The organism is Streptomyces acidiscabies, from assembly GCF_020010905.1.
Classification (GTDB): Bacteria; Actinomycetota; Actinomycetes; order Streptomycetales; family Streptomycetaceae; genus Streptomyces; species Streptomyces acidiscabies.
On sequence record NZ_JAGJBY010000001.1, the window covers coordinates 5,167,479 to 5,188,270 of the forward strand.

At 72.1% G+C, this 20,792-nt stretch carries 20 protein-coding genes and 1 pseudogene; 14 read left to right on the forward strand and 7 right to left on the reverse strand.

Annotated elements, in window-relative coordinates:
* Window positions 1-5: 5 nt before the first annotated feature.
* The 5 genes from J8M50_RS23430 (at window position 6) to J8M50_RS23450 (ending at window position 5,203) form a co-directional block, all read left to right on the forward strand.
* Window positions 6-1,343 (forward strand): cytochrome P450, encoded by a 1,338-nt coding sequence (locus J8M50_RS23430; RefSeq protein WP_040837158.1) that lies wholly within the window; start codon window positions 6-8, stop codon window positions 1,341-1,343.
* Complete coding sequence (locus J8M50_RS23435; protein WP_010355797.1) at window positions 1,340-1,567, forward strand: acyl carrier protein; 228 nt, start codon at window positions 1,340-1,342, stop codon at window positions 1,565-1,567. The genes J8M50_RS23430 and J8M50_RS23435 overlap by 4 nt, the downstream gene beginning before the upstream one ends.
* On the forward strand, window positions 1,564-2,886 hold the full coding sequence (locus J8M50_RS23440) for a beta-ketoacyl-[acyl-carrier-protein] synthase family protein (RefSeq protein ID WP_010355799.1): 1,323 nt from the start codon (window positions 1,564-1,566) through the stop codon (window positions 2,884-2,886). Before J8M50_RS23435 ends, J8M50_RS23440 begins: the two co-directional genes overlap by 4 nt.
* An 11-nt stretch (window positions 2,887-2,897) precedes the next feature.
* Window positions 2,898-4,112 carry a wax ester/triacylglycerol synthase domain-containing protein gene (locus J8M50_RS23445; RefSeq protein ID WP_075661971.1) on the forward strand — a complete coding sequence of 405 codons (1,215 nt, stop codon included), beginning with the start codon at window positions 2,898-2,900 and terminating at the stop codon, window positions 4,110-4,112.
* A 92-nt stretch (window positions 4,113-4,204) separates the two neighbouring features.
* Entirely contained in the window at window positions 4,205-5,203 is a 999-nt protein-coding gene (locus J8M50_RS23450) for a cation diffusion facilitator family transporter (protein WP_010355803.1), read from the forward strand.
* Between the two features lie 10 nt (window positions 5,204-5,213).
* Here the strand turns inward: J8M50_RS23450 and J8M50_RS23455 are convergent, their stop codons facing one another.
* The 3 genes from J8M50_RS23455 to J8M50_RS23465 form a co-directional block, all read right to left on the reverse strand.
* A complete protein-coding gene (locus J8M50_RS23455; RefSeq protein WP_010355804.1) occupies window positions 5,214-5,771 on the reverse strand; it encodes a TetR/AcrR family transcriptional regulator in 558 nt (185 codons plus the stop codon).
* Between the two features lie 4 nt (window positions 5,772-5,775).
* Window positions 5,776-7,242 (reverse strand): MFS transporter, encoded by a 1,467-nt coding sequence (locus tag J8M50_RS23460; RefSeq protein WP_100216810.1) that lies wholly within the window; start codon window positions 7,240-7,242, stop codon window positions 5,776-5,778.
* 106 nt (window positions 7,243-7,348) lie between these two features.
* Window positions 7,349-8,194 (reverse strand): SDR family NAD(P)-dependent oxidoreductase, encoded by an 846-nt coding sequence (locus J8M50_RS23465; RefSeq protein ID WP_010355806.1) that lies wholly within the window; start codon window positions 8,192-8,194, stop codon window positions 7,349-7,351.
* 123 nt (window positions 8,195-8,317) lie between these two features.
* Between J8M50_RS23465 and J8M50_RS23470 the strand changes: the two genes are divergently transcribed.
* The 3 genes and pseudogenes from J8M50_RS23470 (at window position 8,318) to J8M50_RS23480 (ending at window position 9,957) form a co-directional block, all read left to right on the forward strand.
* Window positions 8,318-9,190 (forward strand): LysR family transcriptional regulator, encoded by an 873-nt coding sequence (locus J8M50_RS23470; protein WP_010355807.1) that lies wholly within the window; start codon window positions 8,318-8,320, stop codon window positions 9,188-9,190.
* Between the two features lie 37 nt (window positions 9,191-9,227).
* A pseudogene (locus J8M50_RS50115) lies at window positions 9,228-9,386 on the forward strand (alcohol dehydrogenase catalytic domain-containing protein); the annotation flags it as partial.
* A gap of 58 nt (window positions 9,387-9,444) precedes the next feature.
* Complete coding sequence (locus tag J8M50_RS23480; protein ID WP_223786324.1) at window positions 9,445-9,957, forward strand: zinc-binding dehydrogenase; 513 nt, start codon at window positions 9,445-9,447, stop codon at window positions 9,955-9,957.
* Here J8M50_RS23480 and J8M50_RS23485 read toward each other — a convergent pair.
* Together J8M50_RS23485 and J8M50_RS23490 are read right to left on the reverse strand one after the other, a co-directional pair.
* Window positions 9,932-10,609: a TetR/AcrR family transcriptional regulator gene (locus J8M50_RS23485; protein WP_010355809.1), complete on the reverse strand. Its 678-nt coding sequence runs from the start codon at window positions 10,607-10,609 to the stop codon at window positions 9,932-9,934. The two genes, J8M50_RS23480 and J8M50_RS23485, sit on opposite strands and share 26 nt — an antisense overlap.
* 40 nt (window positions 10,610-10,649) lie before the next feature.
* Window positions 10,650-11,405 carry an SDR family oxidoreductase gene (locus tag J8M50_RS23490; RefSeq protein ID WP_010355810.1) on the reverse strand — a complete coding sequence of 252 codons (756 nt, stop codon included), beginning with the start codon at window positions 11,403-11,405 and terminating at the stop codon, window positions 10,650-10,652.
* A 192-nt stretch (window positions 11,406-11,597) separates the two neighbouring features.
* On the opposite strand from J8M50_RS23490, the gene J8M50_RS23495 reads away from it, so the two are divergent.
* From J8M50_RS23495 to J8M50_RS23520, 6 genes are all read left to right on the forward strand, one after another.
* Entirely contained in the window at window positions 11,598-12,524 is a 927-nt protein-coding gene (locus J8M50_RS23495) for a helix-turn-helix domain-containing protein (RefSeq protein ID WP_010355811.1), read from the forward strand.
* Between the two features lie 102 nt (window positions 12,525-12,626).
* Window positions 12,627-14,375, forward strand: a complete 1,749-nt coding sequence (locus tag J8M50_RS23500) for a CocE/NonD family hydrolase (RefSeq protein WP_010355813.1) — start codon at window positions 12,627-12,629, stop codon at window positions 14,373-14,375.
* Window positions 14,372-16,009, forward strand: a complete 1,638-nt coding sequence (locus J8M50_RS23505; RefSeq protein ID WP_010355814.1) for an AMP-binding protein — start codon at window positions 14,372-14,374, stop codon at window positions 16,007-16,009. Before J8M50_RS23500 ends, J8M50_RS23505 begins: the two co-directional genes overlap by 4 nt.
* Window positions 16,010-16,014: 5 nt before the next feature.
* Window positions 16,015-16,794 (forward strand): enoyl-CoA hydratase/isomerase family protein, encoded by a 780-nt coding sequence (locus J8M50_RS23510; protein WP_010355815.1) that lies wholly within the window; start codon window positions 16,015-16,017, stop codon window positions 16,792-16,794.
* Window positions 16,791-17,537 carry an SDR family oxidoreductase gene (locus tag J8M50_RS23515; RefSeq protein WP_010355816.1) on the forward strand — a complete coding sequence of 249 codons (747 nt, stop codon included), beginning with the start codon at window positions 16,791-16,793 and terminating at the stop codon, window positions 17,535-17,537. The genes J8M50_RS23510 and J8M50_RS23515 overlap by 4 nt, the downstream gene beginning before the upstream one ends.
* Before the next feature lie 123 nt (window positions 17,538-17,660).
* Window positions 17,661-18,317 (forward strand): TetR/AcrR family transcriptional regulator, encoded by a 657-nt coding sequence (locus J8M50_RS23520; protein WP_010355817.1) that lies wholly within the window; start codon window positions 17,661-17,663, stop codon window positions 18,315-18,317.
* A 103-nt stretch (window positions 18,318-18,420) separates the two neighbouring features.
* On the opposite strand, the gene J8M50_RS23525 is transcribed toward J8M50_RS23520, so the two are convergent.
* Window positions 18,421-19,776: a replication-associated recombination protein A gene (locus J8M50_RS23525; RefSeq protein ID WP_010355819.1), complete on the reverse strand. Its 1,356-nt coding sequence runs from the start codon at window positions 19,774-19,776 to the stop codon at window positions 18,421-18,423.
* A gap of 31 nt (window positions 19,777-19,807) precedes the next feature.
* Window positions 19,808-20,788 carry an alcohol dehydrogenase catalytic domain-containing protein gene (locus J8M50_RS23530; RefSeq protein ID WP_010355820.1) on the reverse strand — a complete coding sequence of 327 codons (981 nt, stop codon included), beginning with the start codon at window positions 20,786-20,788 and terminating at the stop codon, window positions 19,808-19,810.
* Window positions 20,789-20,792 lie beyond the last annotated feature (4 nt).

Below are 20,792 nucleotides of genomic sequence, written 5' to 3' on the forward strand. Positions count from 1 at the left end.
CCGACATGAACGTTTCTCCCGCTCCCGGCGGGCTGCCGCTGGCCGGGCACGCGCCGTGGCTGCTGCGCGACCGCCTCGGGTACCTCGAAGAGCTGCGCGACCACGGGCCGGCGGTCTGGATCCGGCTCGGACGCCAGCGGGTGCTCGTGCTGAACGACCACCGGCCCGTGCGCGAACTCCTCACCCGGCGGGCCGGGGACTTCGGCCTCAGCCCGCACTTCCGGGTGATGAAACGCATCATCGGCAACGGCCTCCTCGCCACCGACGGACCCTTCCACCGGCGGCAGCGCAAGATCATGCTGCCGGTGCTCGCCCAGTCCCGGATGCCCGGGTACGCCGACGCCATGAGCGCCCTCACCGAGCAGCGCCTCGCCCGCTGGCGGCCGGGCCAACAGCTCGACGTGGACCGGGAGTTCACCCACCTCGCCACCGAGACCGTCGTCCGCTGCCTGCTCGGTGCGGGCGTCACCGGACGCGAACTCGACCTGGTCGTCGCCGCGCTGCCCGACCTGATGGCCTGGGCCGGCACCCACGGCACCGACCCCACCGGGCTCCTCGCCCGGCTCCCGCTGCCGCTCAACCGGCGTTTCCGGCGCGGGATGTCGGACCTGACCGCGCTCGTCACGTCCCTCGTCGCCCGCCGCCGGGACGCGCCCGAGGACGATCTGCTCGGCGCCCTGCTGGCCGCCCGGGACCCGGACACCGGGGAGCCGCTGCCGGACCAGCAGGTGCACGACGAGATCATGACGTTCCTCATCGCGGCCGTCGAGTCCGTCTCCCGCACCCTGACCTGGGCCGTCCACGAACTGTCCGCCCATCCCGAGGTCCGCGCCGCGCTCCACGCGGAGGTGGACGGCAGGCTGGCGGGGCGTCCGGCGACCGCCGCCGATCTGCCCCATCTGCCGCTGACCCGGCGGATTCTCACCGAGGTTCTGCGGCTCTACCCGCCGGGTTACCTCATCTCCCGTACCGCCACCCGGGACACCCTGCTCGGCGACGGGATCGCCGTTCCCGCCGGGACGATGGTGATGTTCTCCTACTACGCCCTCCAGCGGGATCCCCGGCACTTCCCCGAGCCCGCCGCGTTCCGGCCCGACCGCTGGGCCGCCTTCGCGGAAGGGGCCTGCCCCGCCTTCCTGCCCTTCGGGCTCGGTGCGCACGGGTGCCTGGGCGAGTCCTTCGCCTGGACCGAGATGGCCATCGTGCTCGCCTCCGTCGCCGCCCGCTGGGAACTGCGCGCGAGCGCCGCCGTGCCGCCGAAGCCGGTGGCCGCGTTCTCGCTGACCCTCACGGACTCCCGGGTCACCCTCACCCCTCGTACAGAAAGCCACGTGACCGCATGACTCTCGACGAACTCAAGACCGTTCTCGCCGCCCTCGGCACGGATGCCGAGCTTCATGAGGACACCCTCCGGGAAGAGGTGGGGCTCGATTCGCTGGGGCTCGCCGAACTCGCGGAGGTGCTGCGCGAGGGGCATGGGCTGGAGGTGTCCGACGGGGAGCTTCAGGAGACCGTGACCATCGGGGACCTGCTGGCGCTCGCCGGTGCGGCGAAGGCGGCCCGGTGAGTGCCCTCGCGATCACCGGCATCGGCCTGTTCACCCCGGCCGGGGACGGGACGGACGCGACCTGGGAACGGGTCCTGAAAGGGCTGTCGGCCGCGACGCTCACACAGGTCGACGGGCGTGAGTACCTCACCTGTCCGGCTCCCCCTTTCGCGCCGGAGCGGCTGGGTGCCGCACGCTTCCGACGGCTCGACCGCAGCGCGCAGTTCGCGCACCTTGCGGTTGTCGAGGCGGTTCGGGATGCGGGGTTGAGCGCCGCCTCGGGGCATATTGCCGTCCGGGGTGCGGGGTTGAGCGCGGCCCCGGGCCATATCGCCATCCCGGACGCCGGGTTGAGCGCCGCCCCGAGCCATACCGCCCTCCAGACCCCCGAGTTCACCCTCGACCCCGACCGCACCGCCGTCCTCGTCGGCACCGGCGCCGGCTGCGTCACCGCCTACGACAGCCACCACGAGACGCTGCGCACGGCAGGCGCGGACCGGGTGTCGCCGTTCGCCGTCCCCTCCTCCCTGCCCAACTCGATCGCCGCGCAACTCTCCATCACGCTCGGCGCGGGCGGCCCCAGTACGACGGTCAACACCGCCTGCGCGTCCGGCGCGAGCGCGCTCGGCCTCGCCGCCGACCTGCTGCGCCTGGGGCGCTGCGACACCGCCGTGGTCGTCGGCGCCGAGGCCATCCTGACGCCCTTCCACCTCGCCGGGTTCGACCGGATCGGCGCCCTCTCGCACCGCTGCGAAGACCCGGCCGCCGCCAGCAGGCCCTTCGACGCCGGCCGGGACGGGTTCGTCGCCGCCGAGGGGGCCGGCGCCCTCGTCCTCGAACGCGTCGACCACGCCGCCGCCCGGGGCGCCCGCGTCCACGCCCGGCTCCTGGGCCACGGCTCCTCCAGCGACGCCCACAACGCCGTACGCCCCCGCGCCGACGGACACGGCATCGCGACCGCCGTCCGTGCGGCCCTCACCGACGCCGGGATCACCGCCGCCGACATCGGGTACGTCAACGCCCACGCCACCGGCACCCCCCTCGGCGACACCGTCGAGGCGCAGGCCCTGGCCCGGCTGCTGCCGCACCGGCCGCCCGTCTCCTCCACCAAGGGCGTCACCGGCCACCTGTTCGGCGCGGCCGGAACCGTCGAGGCGGCCCTCACCGCGCTCGCCCTCGGCCACGGCCTGCTCCCGCCCAACACCAACCTCGACCGCCCCTCACCCGACATCGACCTGGACCTGCCGACCGCCCCGCGCCCCCACACGGCCCGCGCGGCGCTCTCCGTCTCCGCCGGGTTCGGCGGACACAACGCCGTCCTCGTCCTCGCCCCCGCCTAGGACCGCGCCCCATGACCCTGCCCCTGTCCACCCGGGACCGCCTGATCCTGGAGATCGCCGCCCACGGCCCCGACCCGCGCCTCCACCTCGGCGCCCTCCTCACCTTCCCCGGCCCACCGCCCACCCCGGAACAACTCGCCGACCACATCCGGGGCCGCCTGCCCGAACTCACCTTCAAGGCCGACCCCGAACGACGCCACTGGATTCCGGACTCCGGCTACGACCCCCGCGCCCACATCCACACCCTCACCGTCCCCGGCGACGTCCTCGAAGACCCCGCGCCCGCCCTGAACGCCGTCCTCGACCTGCCGCTCGACCCCGGCCGACCCCTGTGGGGCCTGTGGATCTGCACCCCCGCCACGGGCGACGGCTTCGCCCTCGCCTACCGCGCCCACCACGCCTTCCAGGACGGCCGGGCCGTGGCCGAGACCGTCGACCGGCTCTTCGGACCGAGTACGGCCCACCGGGGCACCGGCACGATCACCGGCTCCGCGAAAAGCGCCGCGCTCCTCAAGGACCTGCTCCCCGCACCCCGCCGCCGCCCGGCACCCTGGCCGCCCGCCGAGCACATGACGGGCGCCGCCCGCCGCGCCGCCCTCGGCACCTACGACGTACGCCGCCTGCACACCGTCGTCCGCGCCACCCGCGCCGGACTCAGCCACATCACGCTCGCCGCCCTCACCGGCGCCCTGCGCGCCTGGCACCCCGACACCTGGCACGCCGCCTCCGCGCCGCTCGGGGCGACCTTCGCCGTCAGCGTCCGCGCCGCCGACGACCCCCACAGGCTGCTCGGCAACCGGGGAGCCGTCGCCGTCCTCCCGCTTCCGTGCCACGAGCCGTCGCCCGCCGCGCAGTTGGCGGCCCTGCGCACCGAGGCGTCCCCCGAACGGCTCGCCGAACTCGCCGGCCGGCACACCGTCCTCTTCGACCACCTGCCCTACTGGTGCGCCCGCCTCGGCCTCAGCCGCACCATCGACCCCCGCCGCGTCCCCCTCGCCCTCGCCGACGTACGGCTGCGCACCGAGCCGGCGTGGCAGGGGCGCCGCGCCCACGCCGCGTTCCTCGTCCCGCCCTCCGTGCCGGGACAGCCCCTCTTCGTGGCCTGGACCGTGCACCGGGGGCACCTGCGCGTGACTTTCCTGGCCGACACCGGCGTCCCCGGGCTCGACGCGCTCCCCGGACACTTCGACGACGCGCTCACCCGCATGGAGGAGACGTGCGCCTAGCGCCGCCGGCCCGCCGGCCGCGTTTACGCAGGCGCAGGCGCCCGGTGTACGTTTCACTGCTTTCGGAAACCGGTACGAGGAAAGCGTTCGCCATGAGTCATCACGACACCGCAGACCACGCCGGGCACTCCCACGGCGTGAGCGCCGACGCGGACCGGCGCTGGCTCGGCATCGCCCTCACCCTGATCACGGTGTTCATGGCGGCCGAGGTCGTCGTCGGGATCATGGCGAGTTCGCTGGCGCTGATCTCCGACGCCGCGCACATGCTCACCGACGCCGTGTCCATCGTCCTCGCGCTCGTCGCGATGCGGCTGTCGGCGCGGCCCGCGCGGGGCGGCTTCACGTACGGCCTCAAGCGCGCCGAGATCCTCTCCGCCCAGGCCAACGGGCTGACCCTGCTCCTGCTGGGCGCCTGGCTGGCGTACGAAGCGGTCCGGCGCCTGATCGACCCGCCCGAGGTGGAGGGCGGCCTCATGCTGGCGACCGCCCTCGCCGGGATCGTCGTGAACATCGCCGCGACCTGGTGCATCTCCCGGGCCAACCGCAGTTCCCTCAACGTCGAGGGCGCCTACCAGCACATCCTCAACGACCTGTTCGCGTTCATCGGCACGGCGATCGCGGCGCTGGTCGTCGTCCTCACGGGGTTCGCCCGCGCCGACGCGATCGCGACGCTGGTGGTGGTCGCCCTGATGGTCAAGGCGGGCTACGGCCTGGTCCGCGACTCGGGCCGCATCTTCCTGGAAGCGGCCCCCGTCGGCCTGGACCCGGACGCCATCGGCGACGAACTGGCGTCCCGCCCCTCGGTGGTGGAGATCCACGACCTCCACCTCTGGACCATCACCTCGGGCGAACCGGCCCTCTCGGCGCACGTGTTGGTGGCCCCCGGCGGCGACTGCCACGCGGTGCGCCGCGACCTCCAACGCCTCCTCCGCACCGACCACGCGATCACCCACGCGACCCTCCAGGTCGACCATGTGGGCGAGGAGACCCCCGACGACATTCTGACGATCACGCCGCCGGACGAGCGGGCCGGGGACCACTGCGACGACGCGCACGGACCGGTGCACCGGGCGGGGCCGCACGAACACTGACCCCGTCGGCTCACCCGGTCCGCAGCGCCGCCACCGCCAGGTCCCCGAAGCGCCGCCACTGCGCGGGATCGGTGATGCCCAGCCGGACGAGCTGTTTCGCGCAGCCGCCCGCGAGGATCCTCAGGTCGGTCCCGGTGGCGTCGGGGCGGACTGTCCCCTGCTCCTTCGCCGCGTCGATGAGCGAGGCGATCATGTCGAGGAGTTCGGGGCACTGCTGCTCGTGGATGACGTCGGCGAGGAGCCGGTCGGCGGACATCATCTCGAAGACGTCCGGCAGCAGCGCCGCGAGCGCCCGGCCCGCGTCCGGCTCCGCGAGGGCCTCGGCGGTGCGGTCCTCCAGCCGCGTGAAGCGGTGCCGGACGACGGCCTGCACCAGGTCGTCCTTGGTGGGGTAGCTGCGGTAGACGGTCGCCTTGCCGACCCCCGCACGCGCGGCGACCTCGGGAACGGTGCCGTCCAGGCCGCGTTCCGCGAAGACCTGGAAGGCCGCCGCGACGATCCGCTCGTGGTTGCGGCGGGCGTCGGTACGGCGCTCGGACCAGTTCTCGGTCGCTTTCGTCGTGTCCATGGGCTCAAGTGTGACGGTTTTTGCCGTCCTCGACGGCCAGCGCCGGTTCGGGGAGCGGCCCGGAACTCTCGGCCTGCCGGCGGGGGCGCGCCCGGGGGATGAGGAGCGTGACGACGGCGGCGACCAGCGCGCCCGCGCCGCCGACGAGGAACGACACCGTGTACGCGTGCTCGGTGGGCAGCGGGTTCGACGCGGTCGCGCTGTTCGCGAGGATGCTCGCGATGACCTGGCTGCCGAGCGACGAACCCACGGACCGCACCAGGGCGTTGACCCCGGTCGCCTCGCCGGTCCTGGCCGGGTCGACGGCGTCCACGATCAGGTTCGGCATCGCGGCGAAGGCGAGCCCGATGCCGGTGAAGACGACCATGGTGAACCCGAGGACGGCACCCTGCGAACCGTGCGCCACCGCGAGCAGCGCGAGCCCGGCGGCGGTGACGACCCCGCCCAGCGAGAGCGGCACCTTCCCGCCGAAACGTGCGGTGAGGACCCCGGAGAGGGGCCCGGCGACCAGCATCATCAGACAGCCGGGGAGCATCAGCAGCCCGGCCCGGGTGGCGTCGCCGCCGAAGCCGTACCCGCTCGCCTCGGGCGTCTGCACGAGCTGCGGGACCAGCAGGAACACACCGAACATGCCGAAGCCGATCAGCAGCGTCGCCACGTTGGTCATCAGCACCGGGCGCTGGACCAGGACGCCCATGTCGACGAGGGGCTCGGCGGTGCGCCGCTCCACCAGCACGAACACCGCGAGGACGACCAGACCGGCGGCGATCAGACCGAGGGTGCGCCCGCTGGTCCACCCCCACGTGGACGCCTGGCTGATGGCGATCAGGGGAGCGGTGATGCCCGCGCCCAGCAGGGCCGTACCGGCGAAGTCGACCTTGCCGGGGGTGCGGACCGGGGACTCCGGGAGCAGGAAGTGCGCGGCGACCGCGGCGACCGCGGCCATCATCGTGCCGGCCCAGAAGATCCAGCGGTACGAGGCGTGGTCGACCAGCAGTCCGCCCATCAGGAGGCCGAGCCCGCCGCCGAGCCCGGCGATGGCGGAGACGAGACCGACCGCGCCGGCCCGGCGGTGCGCCGGGAACTCGTCGCGGATGATGCCGAAGCACAGCGGGAAGATGCCGCCGCCCGCCCCCATCACGACGCGTCCGATCACCACCACGGTGAGGCTGTCGCCGAGCGCGGCCCACGCCCCGCCGATCGCGAACAGCACCAGCGAGGCGACCAGCAGCCGCCGCTTCCCGAACATGTCCCCGAGCCGCCCGAACACCGGCGTCAGCACGGCGGCGGCCACGAGGTAACCGGTGAGCGCCCACGCCGTGTTCTGCGGGCTGGTGTGCAGTGAGGCCGCCATGTCGCTCAGCGCGGGCGCCAGCGAGGTCTGCGCGAGCGAGAAGGCCAGCGCGGCGAGCCCCAGGATGGCCATGCTCCGGCCTATGGGCGCGGTTCTCGCCCCGTTCGTGTCTGCCATGGATTCCGTCTTCCAGGAAGGTCAAGTGGACCCAAGGGTCCGTTTGCCCGCCAGGCTAACCGAACCCTGGGGTCCGGTTAGCCTGGGTCTGGAAGCGACTACTGGATCAACTGCCGTATGTGGCAAGGAGTTTGGCCGTCCAGACCCGTACGGCGTCCGCGATCTCCGGCGTGATGATTGCCAGAATTTTGCCGTCCGGCTGCCCGTCCGGGCCCAGGACGACGCCGGTGCTCCCCTCCAGCGCGGCATCGGTCGCCGCCGCCAACGGGGAGCGCGCCGCGTCGGCCACCGGGGCGGAGACGGCCTGCTGGATCATCTCCCAGTGCGGGCGCAGCTCGGGCGGGAGGATCTCGACGGTCATCTCCGCCGCGTTCGGGGTGGCGGCGGCGCCGGGATCGGCCGCGAACACCGACACACCGTACGGCTGCACGCGCTCGGCGAGGTCCAGGGTGTGCACGAGATGCGCCAGCTTGGCCCGCCCGGTGGCCGCCAGACCGTAGTACGGGCCGGGCGGCTCGACCTCGTCGTACACCGCCTGCGCTGCGGTGACCGAGGACGACGTGACGTTCACGATCCGGCTCGGGGACCCGGCCGCCAGCGCGTCCAGCAGCGCCTCGGTGAGGACGTACGGCGAGAGGTGGTTGAGGGCGACGCTGGCCTCGATGCCCTCCGGGGTCACGCGGCGCGTCACCCACATGCCGCCCGCGTTGTTCACCAGCAGGTCCAGGGGGCCCTCGGCGGCGAGGCGGCGGCCCAGCTCGCGGGTCTGTGCGAGGGAGGACAGGTCGGCGGCGAGGAAACGCCCCGCCCCGCGCATGCGGGCCACCGCCGCCTCACCCCGTACGGCGTCGCGGCCCACGACAGTGACGTCCCACCCCTCGGCGGCCAGCCCCGCGGCCGTCTCCAGACCGATCCCGCCGGTACCGCCCGTGACCACTGCCTTCTTCGACATTGCTGCTCCTTGCGATCGTGTTGATACGTCCTCCACCTCACCGTCCGGGAGCCGTGCGCGGAAGGTCCGCTTCGGCATGGCGCGATGCCCTCGCGGCATGGCCGCACGTGGGAGAGTGCCCGCATGGAGATCCGGCAGGTCCAGTACTTCGTCGCGGTCGCGGAGGAACGCAACTTCACCCGCGCCGCCCAGCGCCTCACCATGACCCAGCCCGCCCTGTCCCGCGCCATCCGCGCCCTCGAACGCGACCTCGGCGCCCCGCTCCTCGACCGCACCCCGCAGGGCGTCGCCCTCACCCCGGTCGGCGAGGTCATGCTCGACGAGGGCCGCGCCCTCCTCGCCCGCGCCGCCGACCTGACCGCCCGGGTCCGCCGGGCCGCCGAGCGGTACGACACCGTCACCGTCGCCAGTGCCGGGTGCGACGCCCTGCTCCTGGACCGGCTCGTCAGGTCGTACAACGACACGGCCCCACCCTGCCCCGCCCGCGCGACCGTCGGCACCCCCGAGGACCAGCTCGAACGGGTCCGCTCGGGCCGCGCCGACCTCGCCCTGTGCCGCGCCGACCCGCGTGACACCGGGCTGGCCGGCGTCGTCGTCCGGCACGAGCCGTGCCAGATCCTCGTCAGCACCCGGCACCGGCTGGCCGGCAAGGACGCCGTCAGCGTGGCCGACCTCGCCGAGGAGACGTTCATCCGGTGGACGGGGGTGGGTACGCCGCTGGCCGACCCCGACCTGTGGCCCGCCGGACCGCCCGGCCGGCCCGGACCCGAGGTCAGCGACGGACTCCAGATGCTGGCCGTCGTCCGGCTCGGACAGGCCTGCGCCCTCGGCATCCCTCAGCAACGGGGCAGCGAACCCGAGGGCACCGTCACCATCCCCGTCACGGACCTCCCGCCCGTACCGCTGCGCCTGGTCTGGTCGCGGGACCGTGACGCCGTCGACATCCGGCCCTTCGTCCGGCACGCCAGGGCGTCCTTCAGGAGCGGCCCCGAGTGAGGCGCGGGCACCTGGGAGCGGCGAGGTGCGGATCGACGTGCAGGCCACCGGCATCTGCGGCGCCGACATCGGCACGTTCCGCGACCCCGCCCCGACGACCGGCTTCCCCGTCACCCCGGGGCACGAAGTCGCCGGTGTCGTCGCCGAGTTGGGGCCGGACGTCGCCGGGTGGGCGGTGGGGGAGCGGGTGACCGTCGGGTGGTTCGGCGGGAGCTGCGGGCACGATCACCGTTCCCGCTGCCACCCTCGCCCGGATTCCCGAGGGGGTTCGAGACCGTCGCGATCGGGCGGGGGAGGGGAAGCGGGGGCTCGCCGAGGAGCTGGGCGCGCGGCACTACATCGACGCCGAGCGGCAGCAGCCCGGGGCCGCGCTCGCCGAGTTGGGTGGCGCGCGGCTGATCCTGTCCACGGCCGCCGGCACGAAGCCCCTTGCGGAACTGGTCGACGGCCTCGCCCCGCATGGGCGGCTCACCGTCGTCGGCTTCGACGGGATGCCGCTCCAACTGCCGCTGGGGAAGCTGGTGATGGGGGCGCCGACGGTCGCCGGGCATCTGACGGGGAGTCCGGCCGATACGGAACAGGCGATGCGGTTCGCTGTCACGACCGGGGTGCGGCCGGTGGTGGAGACGGTTGCGCTGGAGGAGGGGAAGGCGCGGTTCCGGGAGCGTGAGGAGGGGCGGCGATCTCCGGGCGAGCCGGGTCCTTGGGACGCCGTAGATCCTGAACCCCGAGCGCTCGGGTTCAGGATTCGGTGCTGTAGCGGGTGAGCATCAGCGCGACGGCCTCGTCCACGATGGCGGCGTCGGTGGGGTTGGGCGGGACGAAGTCGGTGCGTACGAGTTGGGGCCACAGGAACTGGCTGCAGATCATGCCGAGGAACTGTTCGGCGACGGTGGCTGCCGACTGTGGCTGTCCGTCGGCCGAGCGGAAGTCGAGGGTGCCGGCCTGTGCCTCGGTGTCCAGGTAGTTGCGGAGCCGGTCGAAGAAGGGTCCGCGGTCGATGGCGAAGCCGGTGCCGACGATGTCGGCGAGTTCCGGCATCTGGGGGAGTTCGGTGATGATGAGGCGGCACAGCGCGGCCGTGCCGGGCCGTGAGACCAGGCAGGCGTAGTCGCGGCCGATGTGGTCCAGACCGTACCGGGGATCACCGGGCGGGGGTGCTTCGGCGTACTCCACGTCCAGCTGCCACTGTTCGGCGGTGACGGCCGCGAACAGGGCGGCCTTGGAGGGGTACCGCTTGAAGAGGGTGCCGGTGGAGACGCCGGCCTTCTTCGCGATCTGGGCGAGGGAGGCCTTGTCGTATCCCCGGTCGAGGAAGAGGTCGCGGGCGGCACGGATGATGCGCGCGCGGTTCTCCTCCTTGATCTGCGCGTGATACCCGGCCTGGCACGTATCGCCACCGGTCTCCGCCACCGCCATACCCACGCCCCTCGCCCGTCTCCCGGCCGCGTCCCCGCTGTCAGAGGACGGTCTGGCCACCGTCCAGGATAAGGTCCTGGCCCACCGCGAAAGCGGAGGCGTCGGAGGCCAGGTACACGACGGCCTCCGCGACCTCCGCGGGCAGACCCATGCGACCCAGCGGGATGCCGGCGCTGATCCCCTCCAGCACCGCCGCCTGCTGCGCGGGGTCCTCGATCCCGAGCTTGGCGTACAGCGGGGTGTCCACCGGGCCGGGGCTGACCGCGTTGAACCGGATGCCGTGCGACCTGAGCAGGTCCGCGTTCCACGACCGCATCAGGGAGCCGAGGGCCGCCTTCGTCGCGGCGTAGGCGTTCGAGTTCCCGTAGCCGCCGTGCGCGCTGTTGGACGCGTTGAGGATGACCGAGGACGGGTTGGCCAGCACGGGCACCAGGGCCTGCGTGAGGAAGAAGACGCTCTTGACGTTGATGTCGAAGAGCCGGTCGAAACTGTCCTCCGTGTGGTCCTCGAACGGCCGCCAGTCCGAGACACCGGCGTTCAGGAACGCCACGTCCAGCTCCCCGAAATGCTCACGCACCCGCTCCGCCAGCCCGCGCTGAGCATCGAGATCGCGGGCATCTGCCTGCACCACCGGCACCTTGTCCCCGAGGACCTGCCGCGCCCTGTCGATGCTGGCCGGGGTGACGCCGGTGACCAGCACGTCGGCCCCCTCCGCAATAAAACGCTGGGCGGTCTCCAGACCGATCCCGCTCGTGCCGCCGGTGACGAGGGCGCGCTTGCCCGCAAGACGATTCATGGTCATGGTTCCTTGCCGAGACATAAGGTAAGTCGATTGACTCACCTTATGAAGGTAACTCCCGCGCCGTCCGTAAGGCAAGTCGATCCACTTACCATCGGGGCCGCGCCGTAGAAGTGGCCGACACGCGGTTCCGGGGGGCGCCCCATCCTTCCGTCGAAGCCGACCGGAAGGGCTGTAAGTTGCGGACACATGATGGTCGACAAGCGACACTTCCAGCTGAGCGGAACCCCGGTCGGACCGGCTGAGGTTCGGCTCTACGGCTTCCAGCCCCCGGTCGGTACCCCCTACGGCCTTGAGGTGAGTACCGTCGAGGACTTCTTCGCCCAGCACGACGACTGGCCGTGGAACCCGCCCCGTCCGGGCCGTGCCACCTTCCACTACCTCATCGCCGTCACCGAAGGGGAGTTGCGGCACGACGTCGACCACGTCACGCGGACCGTCACCCCCGGCCAGTGGCTGTGGGTACGCCCCGGACACGCCCAGTGCTGGCATCCGCCCGGCGCGGCCCGCGGCCCGTTCATCCTGTTCGAACCCGACGTACTGCGCCCCGACATCGCCCGCCTGCTGGCCCCGCTCACCGCGCACGAGGCCCCTCCCGTGCTCAGCCCCCACCCCGACGACACCGCCTGGCTCCAGCAGACGGCGCTCCAACTCCTGGACGAACACCGCGCACTGGGCCGCCGCCCCCTCACCGTCCACCACGCCCTGCGCCGCAGCCTGCTCGAATCGCTGCTCCTGCGCCTGGCCAACTCCCCGGGCATCGCCGGCACAGCCACGGCCGACACCGCACGCGCCGACCGCTACCGGCACTTCCTGGACGCCCTGGAGCTGCACTTCCGCGAACTGCACCAGGCCGCGGACTACGCCGAGCTGCTCGGCTGCTCGGTCCGCACCCTCAGCCGCGCCGCCCGCGACGCCACCGGCAAAGGAGTACGCGAACTCATCGACGACCGGCGCCTCCTCGAAGCCCGGCGCCTGCTGGCAGCCGCCCGGTGGGACGCCCGCGCCGTGGCCGTCCACCTCGGCTTCACCGACCCCGCGAACTTCGGCCGCTTCTTCCGCGACCGCACTGGCCTCACCCCGGCGGCCTTCGCGGCCCGCGCGAACGGCGGATAAGGGGAGGCCGGACCCACCGTACGGTAATTGACAGGGTACGAACGTACCTCCTAACGTACCCGGCATCCGGGAGCACCACCGTCGGCTCAAAGAGGAGCACCGATGCAGCACCTGTACGAGATAGACGTCCGGGTCCCGATGCGCGACGGAGTGGCCCTCGCCGCCAACGTGTGGCATCCGGTCCAGGGGCAGGCTCCGACGCTGCTCGTGCGCATGCCCTACGGCAAGGACGTGTTCGGCGTCAGCCTGGGCGGGGTCATGCCCGACCTCATGCCTCTGCTGGAGGCGGGCTACGCGGTGGTCGTGCAGGACTGCCGGGGCACCCACCGCTCGGAGGGCGAGTTCGTTCCGCACCTGGCCGACCGCGACGACGGCGAGGACACCGTCGCCTGGATCGCCGAGCAGCCCTGGTCCGACGGCACGGTGGGCATGTACGGCGGGTCCTATCTCGGGATGGTCCAGTGGGAGACCGCCGTCACCGGAGCCCCCGCCCTCAAGGCGATCGCCCCGTCCGTCACCTCGACCGACAACTACGAAGCGCCCTGGTACGGCCCGGGCGGCGCGCTCTCACTGAGCCTGGTCACCGTGTGGAACGCCATGATGTACATGGCCGACGCCCAGCGGTCCCTGGCGGCCGGCGAGGGCTCCGTGTCCCAGGTGCAGCGGCTCGGCCGGGCGGCGCTGTACCCGGAGCCGCTGAACGACGTGCTGCCCACGGCCGAGGTCCCGGTCCTGGCGGAGTACGGCAAGTGGTGGGACGACTGGCTGGCCCACCCCTCCCACGACGCGTACTGGGACGCCATGGAGCTCACGCCCGAGCTCAAGAACGTCACCGTTCCGGCGCTCAACATAGGCGGCTGGTACGACCTCTACATCGGGCAGACGGTGCGCACGTACACCACCGCCCGTCAGCAGGCGGGCAGTGCGCAGGCCCGTGAGGGGCAGCGGCTGATCATCGGCCCGTGGGATCACATCTCCTCGACCGGTGTCTATGCCGACCGCTCCTTCGGTCCGCTCGCCAGTGCGCAGATGCTGGGCCTGACCGGCCTGCACGTGAAGTTCTTCGACCGCTGGCTCCGGGGCGACACCACCGCTCTGGACGGCGTGGCGCCGGTGAAGATCTTCGTGATGGGCATCGACCAGTGGCGCGACGAGCAGGACTGGCCGCTGCCCGACACGAGGTGGACCGACTTCCACCTCACGAGCGCCGGCCACGCCAACACAGCGGGCGGCGACGGCGCGCTGACGACCGAGCCGCCGACCGGCGCCGGGCACGACACCTACCTCTACGACCCGCGCCGCCCGGTTCCCACGGCGGGCGGGGCGACCATGCCGGTGACACGGGAACTCTGCGGCCCGGTCGATCAGCGGACCGTCGCCGCCCGCGAAGACGTCCTGTGCTTCGCCGGGCCGGTGCTGGAGGAGCCCGTCGAGGTCACCGGTCCGGTCAGCCTGACCCTGTTCGTCTCCTCGTCGGCCGTGGACACCGACTTCACCGCCAAGCTCGTCGACGTCTTCCCCGACGGCAGGGCGATCAACCTGTGCGACGGGATCCTGCGCGCCCGCTACCGGGGCGGCCTGGCCACGGAAGAACTGATGGAGCCCGGCTCGGTCTACGAGATCACCGTCGACATGACCGCCACGTCCAACGTGTTCCTCCCCGGTCACCGCATCCGCGTGGACGTCTCCAGCAGCAACTTCCCCCGCTACGACCGCAACACCAACACCGGCGGCGTCATCGCCCGTGAGAGCGAGGAGCAGATGATCCCCGCGGTCAACCACATCCACCACGGACCGGACCACCCCAGCCGTCTGGTCCTGCCGGTCATCGACCGCGAGGACCAGTCGTGAGCGCCGCCGACCGGGTCGCGAGATCCCTTTTCTCCGAGTTCTCCGAGTTCTCCGAGGCGGATGTGGCGTGGCTGCTGTGCGACCGGCATCCCGCCGACAGGGTGGCGTTCACCGTCGTCGATGCCGCCGGCGAGGCGTCCGTCCTGACCTTCGGGCAGCTCGCGGCGGATTCCCACCGCTGTGCGCGGGCGTTGCAGGAGCTCGGCGTCGGGCCGGGCGACCGGGTGGCGACCCTGATGGGCAAGAGCACCGACCTCGTGACCGTCATCCTCGCGACCTGGCGGCTCGGCGCGGTCTACGTCCCGCTGTTCACCGCGTTCGCACCCCAGGCCATCGCCCTGCGCCTGGAGGGCGCGGGTGCACACGTCGTGGTCGTCGACCCCGACCAGCGCCACAAACTCGACCCGGGCCCCGACATGCCGGACGACCCCGAGCGCCGCGTCGTCGTCACCGGAACGGCCACGTCGGGCGGTGACCTGTCGCTGACCGACCTCGTCGCCGCCGCGTCACCCGAGCCGGTACCCGCGACCACCATGAGCGGGGACGGCCCCCTCGTCCACATGTTCACCTCCGGCACCACCGGCAAGCCCAAGGGCGTCATCCACCCCGTCTCCTACATCGCCGGATGGCAGATCTACCTGGAGTACGCCCTGGGCGTCACCGGGGACAGCAGCTACTGGTGCGCCGCCGACCCGGGCTGGGCCTACGGGCTGTACGCGGCCGTCGTCGCCCCGATGGCCGCCGGCATCCCCAGCCTGCTGCTGTCCGGCGGGTTCTCCGCCGAGACGACCTGGCGCACCCTCGCCGAGCACCGGATCACCGACTTCACCGCCGCCCCGACCGTGTACCGAGGGCTGCGCTCCTCGTCGGTACCGGTGCCCGAGGGGCTGCGGCTGGAGCGGGCGTCCAGCGCGGGCGAACCCCTGACCCCCGAGGTCAACGAGTGGGCCGCCACCGCGCTGGGCCTTGCCGTGCACGACCACTTCGGCCAGACCGAGGTCGGCATGCCCCTGGCCAACCACCACCATCCCGAACTCGCCCGTCCGCTCAAGCCGGGATCGATGGGCCGTCCGCTGCCCGGCTGGAGCCTCACCGTCCTGGCCGACGAGAAGGACGAGCCGGCCGGAGAAGGCGTGCTCGGCCGGGTCGCGATCGACGTCGCGGCGAGCCCGCTGATGACCTTCCGCGACTACCAGATCCCCGGGCAGAGCGCTTCCAAGTTCACCCCCGACGGCCGCTGGTACCTCACGGGCGACGCCGGGCGGGTCGACGCCGACGGGGACTTCTTCTTCTCCTCCCGCGACGACGACGTCATCATCATGGCCGGCTACCGGATCGGGCCGTTCGAGATCGAGAGCGTCCTCGCCCAGCATCCCGCGGTCGCCGAGTGCAGCGTCATCGGCGCCCCCGACGACGTCCGCGGCGAGGTCATCGAGGCGTACGTCGTCCTGCGCGACGGCGTCGACGGCTCACCGGAACTGGCCACCGAGCTCCAGCAGTTGGTCAAGACCCGGTACGCCGCGCACGCCTACCCGCGTCAGGTCCATTTCATCGACGCCCTGCCCAAGACGCCCAGCGGCAAGACGCAGCGCTACCTGCTGCGCGAGCGCCGACGCACCGAGGAGTCACGTTGACCGGCATGGAACCGCTGCTCGTCGAGCAACGCGGCCCCGTCCGATGGCTGTCGCTCAACCGCCCCGAGCGCCGCAACGCCCTCGACGTCACCCTCGTAGCAGCCCTGGACCAGCAGATCACCAGCGCCGAGGCCGATCCCGGTACGGCGGTCGTCGCGGTGGCGGGGAAGGGGCCGAGCTTCTGCGCCGGCGGGGACTTCCACCAGTTCCTGGAGCTGGACGACGCCGGCCACAACCCGGTCGACTTCCTGACCGACGTATCGGCCTGCTTCAGCCGTATCGCGGCCAGCCCGAAGCCATGGGTGGCCGTGTTGCACGGTCACGCTGTCGCCGGGGGCCTCGAACTCGCGTTGGCCTGCGATGTTGTTGTCGCGGCCGACACCACGCTCATCGGTGACGGGCACTTGAAGCAGCGTCTGGTACCGGCCGGCGGGTCGAGCGTTCGGCTGCCCGGTGCGGTCGGGCGGGGACTGTCCCGCTGGCTCCTGCTCACCGGCGAACTGCTGCCCGCGACCGCGTTCGAGAGCACCGGCTGGATCCGCGCGATCGTGCCCGAGGGCGACCTCGACGCCACCGCTACCCGCATCTGCCAGCAGTTGGCGGACCGTCACAGTCCCGCCCAGGAACACCTCAAGACACTCCTGCACCGGATCGACGGCATGGCTCCCGAACAGGCCCTGCGCGAGGAGTTGGCCACCTTCGCGGACAACTGGTCGGCCAGTTCCGTGGCCGATGCTCTGCGAGCCTTCCTCGCTCCCTCCACCACGAAAGCGGGCAACCAGTGAATCGCTACCAGGGACGGGTCGTCGCCATCACCGGCGCCGCGCAGGGGCTCGGCCTCGCCATGGCGACCCGGTTCGCGGCGGAGGGTGCCATGGTCGCCCTGGCCGACGTCAACGAACAGGCCCTCACTGAAGCCGCCGGGACCATCGCCGAGGCCCATGACGCGAAACTCCGCACCGACGTGGTGGACGTGACCGACTCGGCCCAGGTCAACGCCTGGATCGATGGTGTCGGGCGCCTAGACGTGCTGGTCAACAACGCCGGCATCATCCGTGACAACCGCGTGGAGGACATCACCGACGACGACTGGCACGCGGTCATCGGCGTCAGCCTGACCGGCGGCTTCCACTGCGCCCGCGCCGCGTTCGGGCCCATGAAACGCCAGGGCTACGGCCGTATCGTCAGCTTCTCCTCCATGTCGTGGCGCGGGAACTTCGGCCAGACCAACTACGTGGCCGCCAAGGCGGGGATCGTCGGCATGACCCGCACCCTCGCGCTGGAGGGCGCCCGTTACGGCATCACCGCCAACGCCATCGCCCCCGGGCTGATCGAGACCCCCATGCTCGCCTCCATGAACGGCCCGGCCCGCGACAAACTCACCGCCAAGGTCCCCATGCGCCGCACCGGCCGCCCCGAGGACATCGCCGAAGCTGCGGCGTTCCTTGCCAGCGAGGCCGCCGGTTACATCACCGGGGTCGTCCTGGATGTGGACGGCGGCATCTCCATCGGCTCCTCGATCCGGTGACCGACAGCCTTGTCCCCGTGGGTACGTTTGGAGGTACGCTGGTACCCATTTGCCAGGGGTCGGCCTTCCGGCCCGGACGACCACTCGCCGCTTCCGGCGGAGATCTTCAGGGGGACTGCCACGGTGACGGCCCAGACCGACTCGCGTGACCGACGCCCGCGCCGAACCGCGCGCAAGCGGGTCGTCGACACGCGCCGACGGGACGAACTGCTGCTCCAGGCCGAGACGATCATCCTGGCCGAAGGCTTCACCGCGGTGACCATGGACGAGCTCGCCCAACGGCTCGAGTGCTCCAAGGCGACGCTGTACAGCCTCGCCTCCACGAAGGAACAGCTGGTACTGGCGGTGACCCGCACCTTCTTCCGGGACGCGACAGCCGAGATCGAACAGGCGGTGCAGGCCGAGCCGGACCCCAGGCAGCGCATCCGCGTCTACCTCACCGGCGTCGGCACGGCCATGCGCCGCCACTCCCACGCCTTCTACGACGACATGGTCGGCTACGAACCGACGGCGCAGATCTACCGCAAGAACTCCGCCGCCGCAGCACACCGGGTCCACGAACTGATCGAGGAGGGCGTACGGACCGGCGTCTTCCGCGCGCTCAACGGCCACTTCGCCGCCCACGTCGTGGCGGTCACCATCGACGCGGTCCAGTCGGGGGCCCTCCTGGAGAGGACCGGCCTGACCGCAGGCGACGCCTTCTCCGAACTCGGCGACCTTCTGCTGGACGGGCTCAGCGTGGGGCAGGGCACAAAGGATCAGGCTTCGACGCCCAGGTAGAGCCCGACGGAAGCGGCCTGCGCCGCACGGCATCCGTGGCCTGGTGCAGCGAACAATTCAAGCTTCACCCAGGGGATGTGGGCCGTGAGCGGCTGATCCTGGCTCAGCCGGAGTCCGGGTGGCGTCGCTGGGTACGCAGTCGGGACCAGTGCTTCAGGCGGTCGCCGATCTCGGCCTCGTGGCCGTGTTCGGTGGGCCGGTAGTAGGTCTCGCGGTCCATGTCCTCGGGGAAGTAGTCGGCGCCGGAGAAGCCGTCGGGGGAGTCCGGGTCGTACTGGTAGCCCTTGCCGTAGCCGAGGTTCTTCATCAGCCGGGTGGGTGCGTTGAGGATGTGCGGCGGCGGCATGAGGGAGCCGGTACGGCGGGCGCTTTTGGTCGCGGCGCCGAAACCTCGGTAGACGGCGACGGACTTCGGGGCGGTGGCCAGGTAGACGACGGCCTGGGCGAGGGCGAGTTCCCCCTCGGGCGAGCCGAGCCGCTCGTACACGTCCCACGCGGCAAGGGTCTGCTGGACGGCGCTCGGGTCGGCCATGCCGACGTCCTCGCCCGCGAAGCGGACCAGCCGGCGGGCGATGAACAGCGGGTCCTCGCCGCCCTCCAGCATCCGGGCCAGCCAGTACAGGGCGGCGTCCGGGTCGCAGCCGCGCATCGACTTGTGCAGCGCGGAGATCAGGTTGTAGTGACCCTCCTGGGCCTTGTCGTACAGCGGGGCCCGCTGCTGCACCTGCCGCGCCAGCCCGGCCACGTCCAGCGGGCCGGTGCCGGTGGGGAGGGCCTGGAGCTGTTCGGCCATGTTGAGCAGGTAGCGGCCGTCCCCGTCGGCCAGGGCGAGCAGGGCCTGACGGGCCTCGTCGGTCAGCGGCAGCCGGCGTCCGGTCAGCTCCTCGGCGCGGGCCGTGAGGGTTCGCAGAGCCTGTTCGTCGAGGCGTTTGAGGACGAAGACCTGGCTGCGCGAGAGCAGCGCGCCGTTCAGTTCGAAGCTCGGGTTCTCGGTGGTCGCGCCGACCAGGACGACCGTGCCGTCCTCCACGTAGGGCAGGAAGCTGTCCTGCTGGGCGCGGTTGAAGCGGTGGATCTCGTCGACGAACAAGAGCGTCCCCCGCCCCCGCGCCCGGCGCTGCTCGGCGTCGCGGAACACCCGGCGCAGGTCGGCGACCCCGGAGAAGGTCGCCGACAGCGGGGCGAAGACCAGACCGGCGGCATCGGCGAGGAGCCGGGCGATGGTGGTCTTCCCGCAGCCGGGCGGCCCCCACAGGACCATCGACACCAGGTGCTGCCGCTCGACCATCCGCCCGATCGGTGCCTCGTCGCCCAACAGATGCTCCTGGCCGACCACCTGGCCGAGGGTGCGCGGGCGCAGCCGGTCGGCGAGTGGACGCGAGAGGTCTTCGACGGCCGGTGCGGTGGTGTCGGGGCCGGGATCGTCGTCGAACAGGGGGAGCGCTTCGCTGTGGTCCATGGGGCTGGGCTTTCGCATAGGTGACGAGTTCTCAGTCGTCCAGGACGACGACGTGCTTGCCCGGTGTGGCGCCGGATTCGAGGTTGGCCTGGGCGTCGCGGACTTGTTCCAGGCCGTGGTAAACCTTCGCGACCGGGACGTTGAGACGTCCGGCGGCGATGGCCTGGAGCTGGTGGGCGAGGACGTCGGCCGGGAGGTCGGCGGCCTCACCGTCGTAGGAGGTCAGCCGCACCCCGCCCGGGATCATGAACGGGCTGAAGTCGGGGATCGTCCACTGGCCCGCCAGGGCGCCGATGAAGCAGACCGTGCCGTGGCGGCGGACGGTGCGCAGGGTGTCGGGGAGGACCGAGCAGCCGACCATTTCCAGGGCGGCGTCGACGCCGTCCGGGATCAGCTCGCGCACCTGGTCGGCGATCGTGCCGTTGTCGACGAGGGGATGGTCGACGCCCGCGGCCCGCAGTTCCCCTGACCTCGACTCGCTGCGGGTGGTGGACAGCACGGTCGCTCCGAGGTCCTTCGCGATCGTGGCCGCGCAGAGCCCGACCGTGGAGGTGCCGCCGCGGATCAGCAGTGTCTGCCCGGCCTGGAGGTCCAGGCCGCGGGTCAGGGACCCGTAAGCGGTCTGGAACATCTGCGGCAGCGCGCCGACGACCTCCCACGGCAGGCTGGTCCCGAACGGGATGACCTGTGCCGCGGGGACGGTCACGTACTGGGCGTACGTGCCGTCGTAGGAGCGGCCCATGCCGCCCATCATCGTGGCCACCTGCTGGCCCGGCCGCAGGCCGCTGTCCTCGTCGGCCTCGTCGACCACGCCGACGCCCTCGATGCCGGGAACACGGGGGTAGGTGACCTCCGCGTCCGACTCACCCTTGCGGGTGGTGACCTCGGACTCGTTGACGCCGAACGCCTTCACCCTGATCCGTACCCAGCCGGGTTTGCGGACGGGCACCGGGACGTCCTTGATCTCCAGTGCGTCGAGGCCGCCGGGCCGGGTGACGACGACGGCCCGCATCGAT

Coding starts and splice junctions, on each gene's coding strand:
- J8M50_RS23500 (WP_010355813.1), top strand. CDS start 12,627: ATGCAGCACCTGTACGAGATAGACGTCCGGGTCCCGATGCGCGACGGA.
- J8M50_RS23490 (WP_010355810.1), bottom strand. CDS start 11,405: ATGAATCGTCTTGCGGGCAAGCGCGCCCTCGTCACCGGCGGCACGAGC.
- J8M50_RS23460 (WP_100216810.1), bottom strand. CDS start 7,242: ATGGCAGACACGAACGGGGCGAGAACCGCGCCCATAGGCCGGAGCATG.
- J8M50_RS23470 (WP_010355807.1), top strand. CDS start 8,318: ATGGAGATCCGGCAGGTCCAGTACTTCGTCGCGGTCGCGGAGGAACGC.
- J8M50_RS23495 (WP_010355811.1), top strand. CDS start 11,598: ATGATGGTCGACAAGCGACACTTCCAGCTGAGCGGAACCCCGGTCGGA.
- J8M50_RS23485 (WP_010355809.1), bottom strand. CDS start 10,609: ATGGCGGTGGCGGAGACCGGTGGCGATACGTGCCAGGCCGGGTATCAC.
- J8M50_RS23510 (WP_010355815.1), top strand. CDS start 16,015: ATGGAACCGCTGCTCGTCGAGCAACGCGGCCCCGTCCGATGGCTGTCG.
- J8M50_RS23430 (WP_040837158.1), top strand. CDS start 6: ATGAACGTTTCTCCCGCTCCCGGCGGGCTGCCGCTGGCCGGGCACGCG.
- J8M50_RS23445 (WP_075661971.1), top strand. CDS start 2,898: ATGACCCTGCCCCTGTCCACCCGGGACCGCCTGATCCTGGAGATCGCC.
- J8M50_RS23465 (WP_010355806.1), bottom strand. CDS start 8,194: ATGTCGAAGAAGGCAGTGGTCACGGGCGGTACCGGCGGGATCGGTCTG.
- J8M50_RS23435 (WP_010355797.1), top strand. CDS start 1,340: ATGACTCTCGACGAACTCAAGACCGTTCTCGCCGCCCTCGGCACGGAT.
- J8M50_RS23450 (WP_010355803.1), top strand. CDS start 4,205: ATGAGTCATCACGACACCGCAGACCACGCCGGGCACTCCCACGGCGTG.
- J8M50_RS23530 (WP_010355820.1), bottom strand. CDS start 20,788: ATGCGGGCCGTCGTCGTCACCCGGCCCGGCGGCCTCGACGCACTGGAG.
- J8M50_RS23455 (WP_010355804.1), bottom strand. CDS start 5,771: ATGGACACGACGAAAGCGACCGAGAACTGGTCCGAGCGCCGTACCGAC.
- J8M50_RS23525 (WP_010355819.1), bottom strand. CDS start 19,776: ATGGACCACAGCGAAGCGCTCCCCCTGTTCGACGACGATCCCGGCCCC.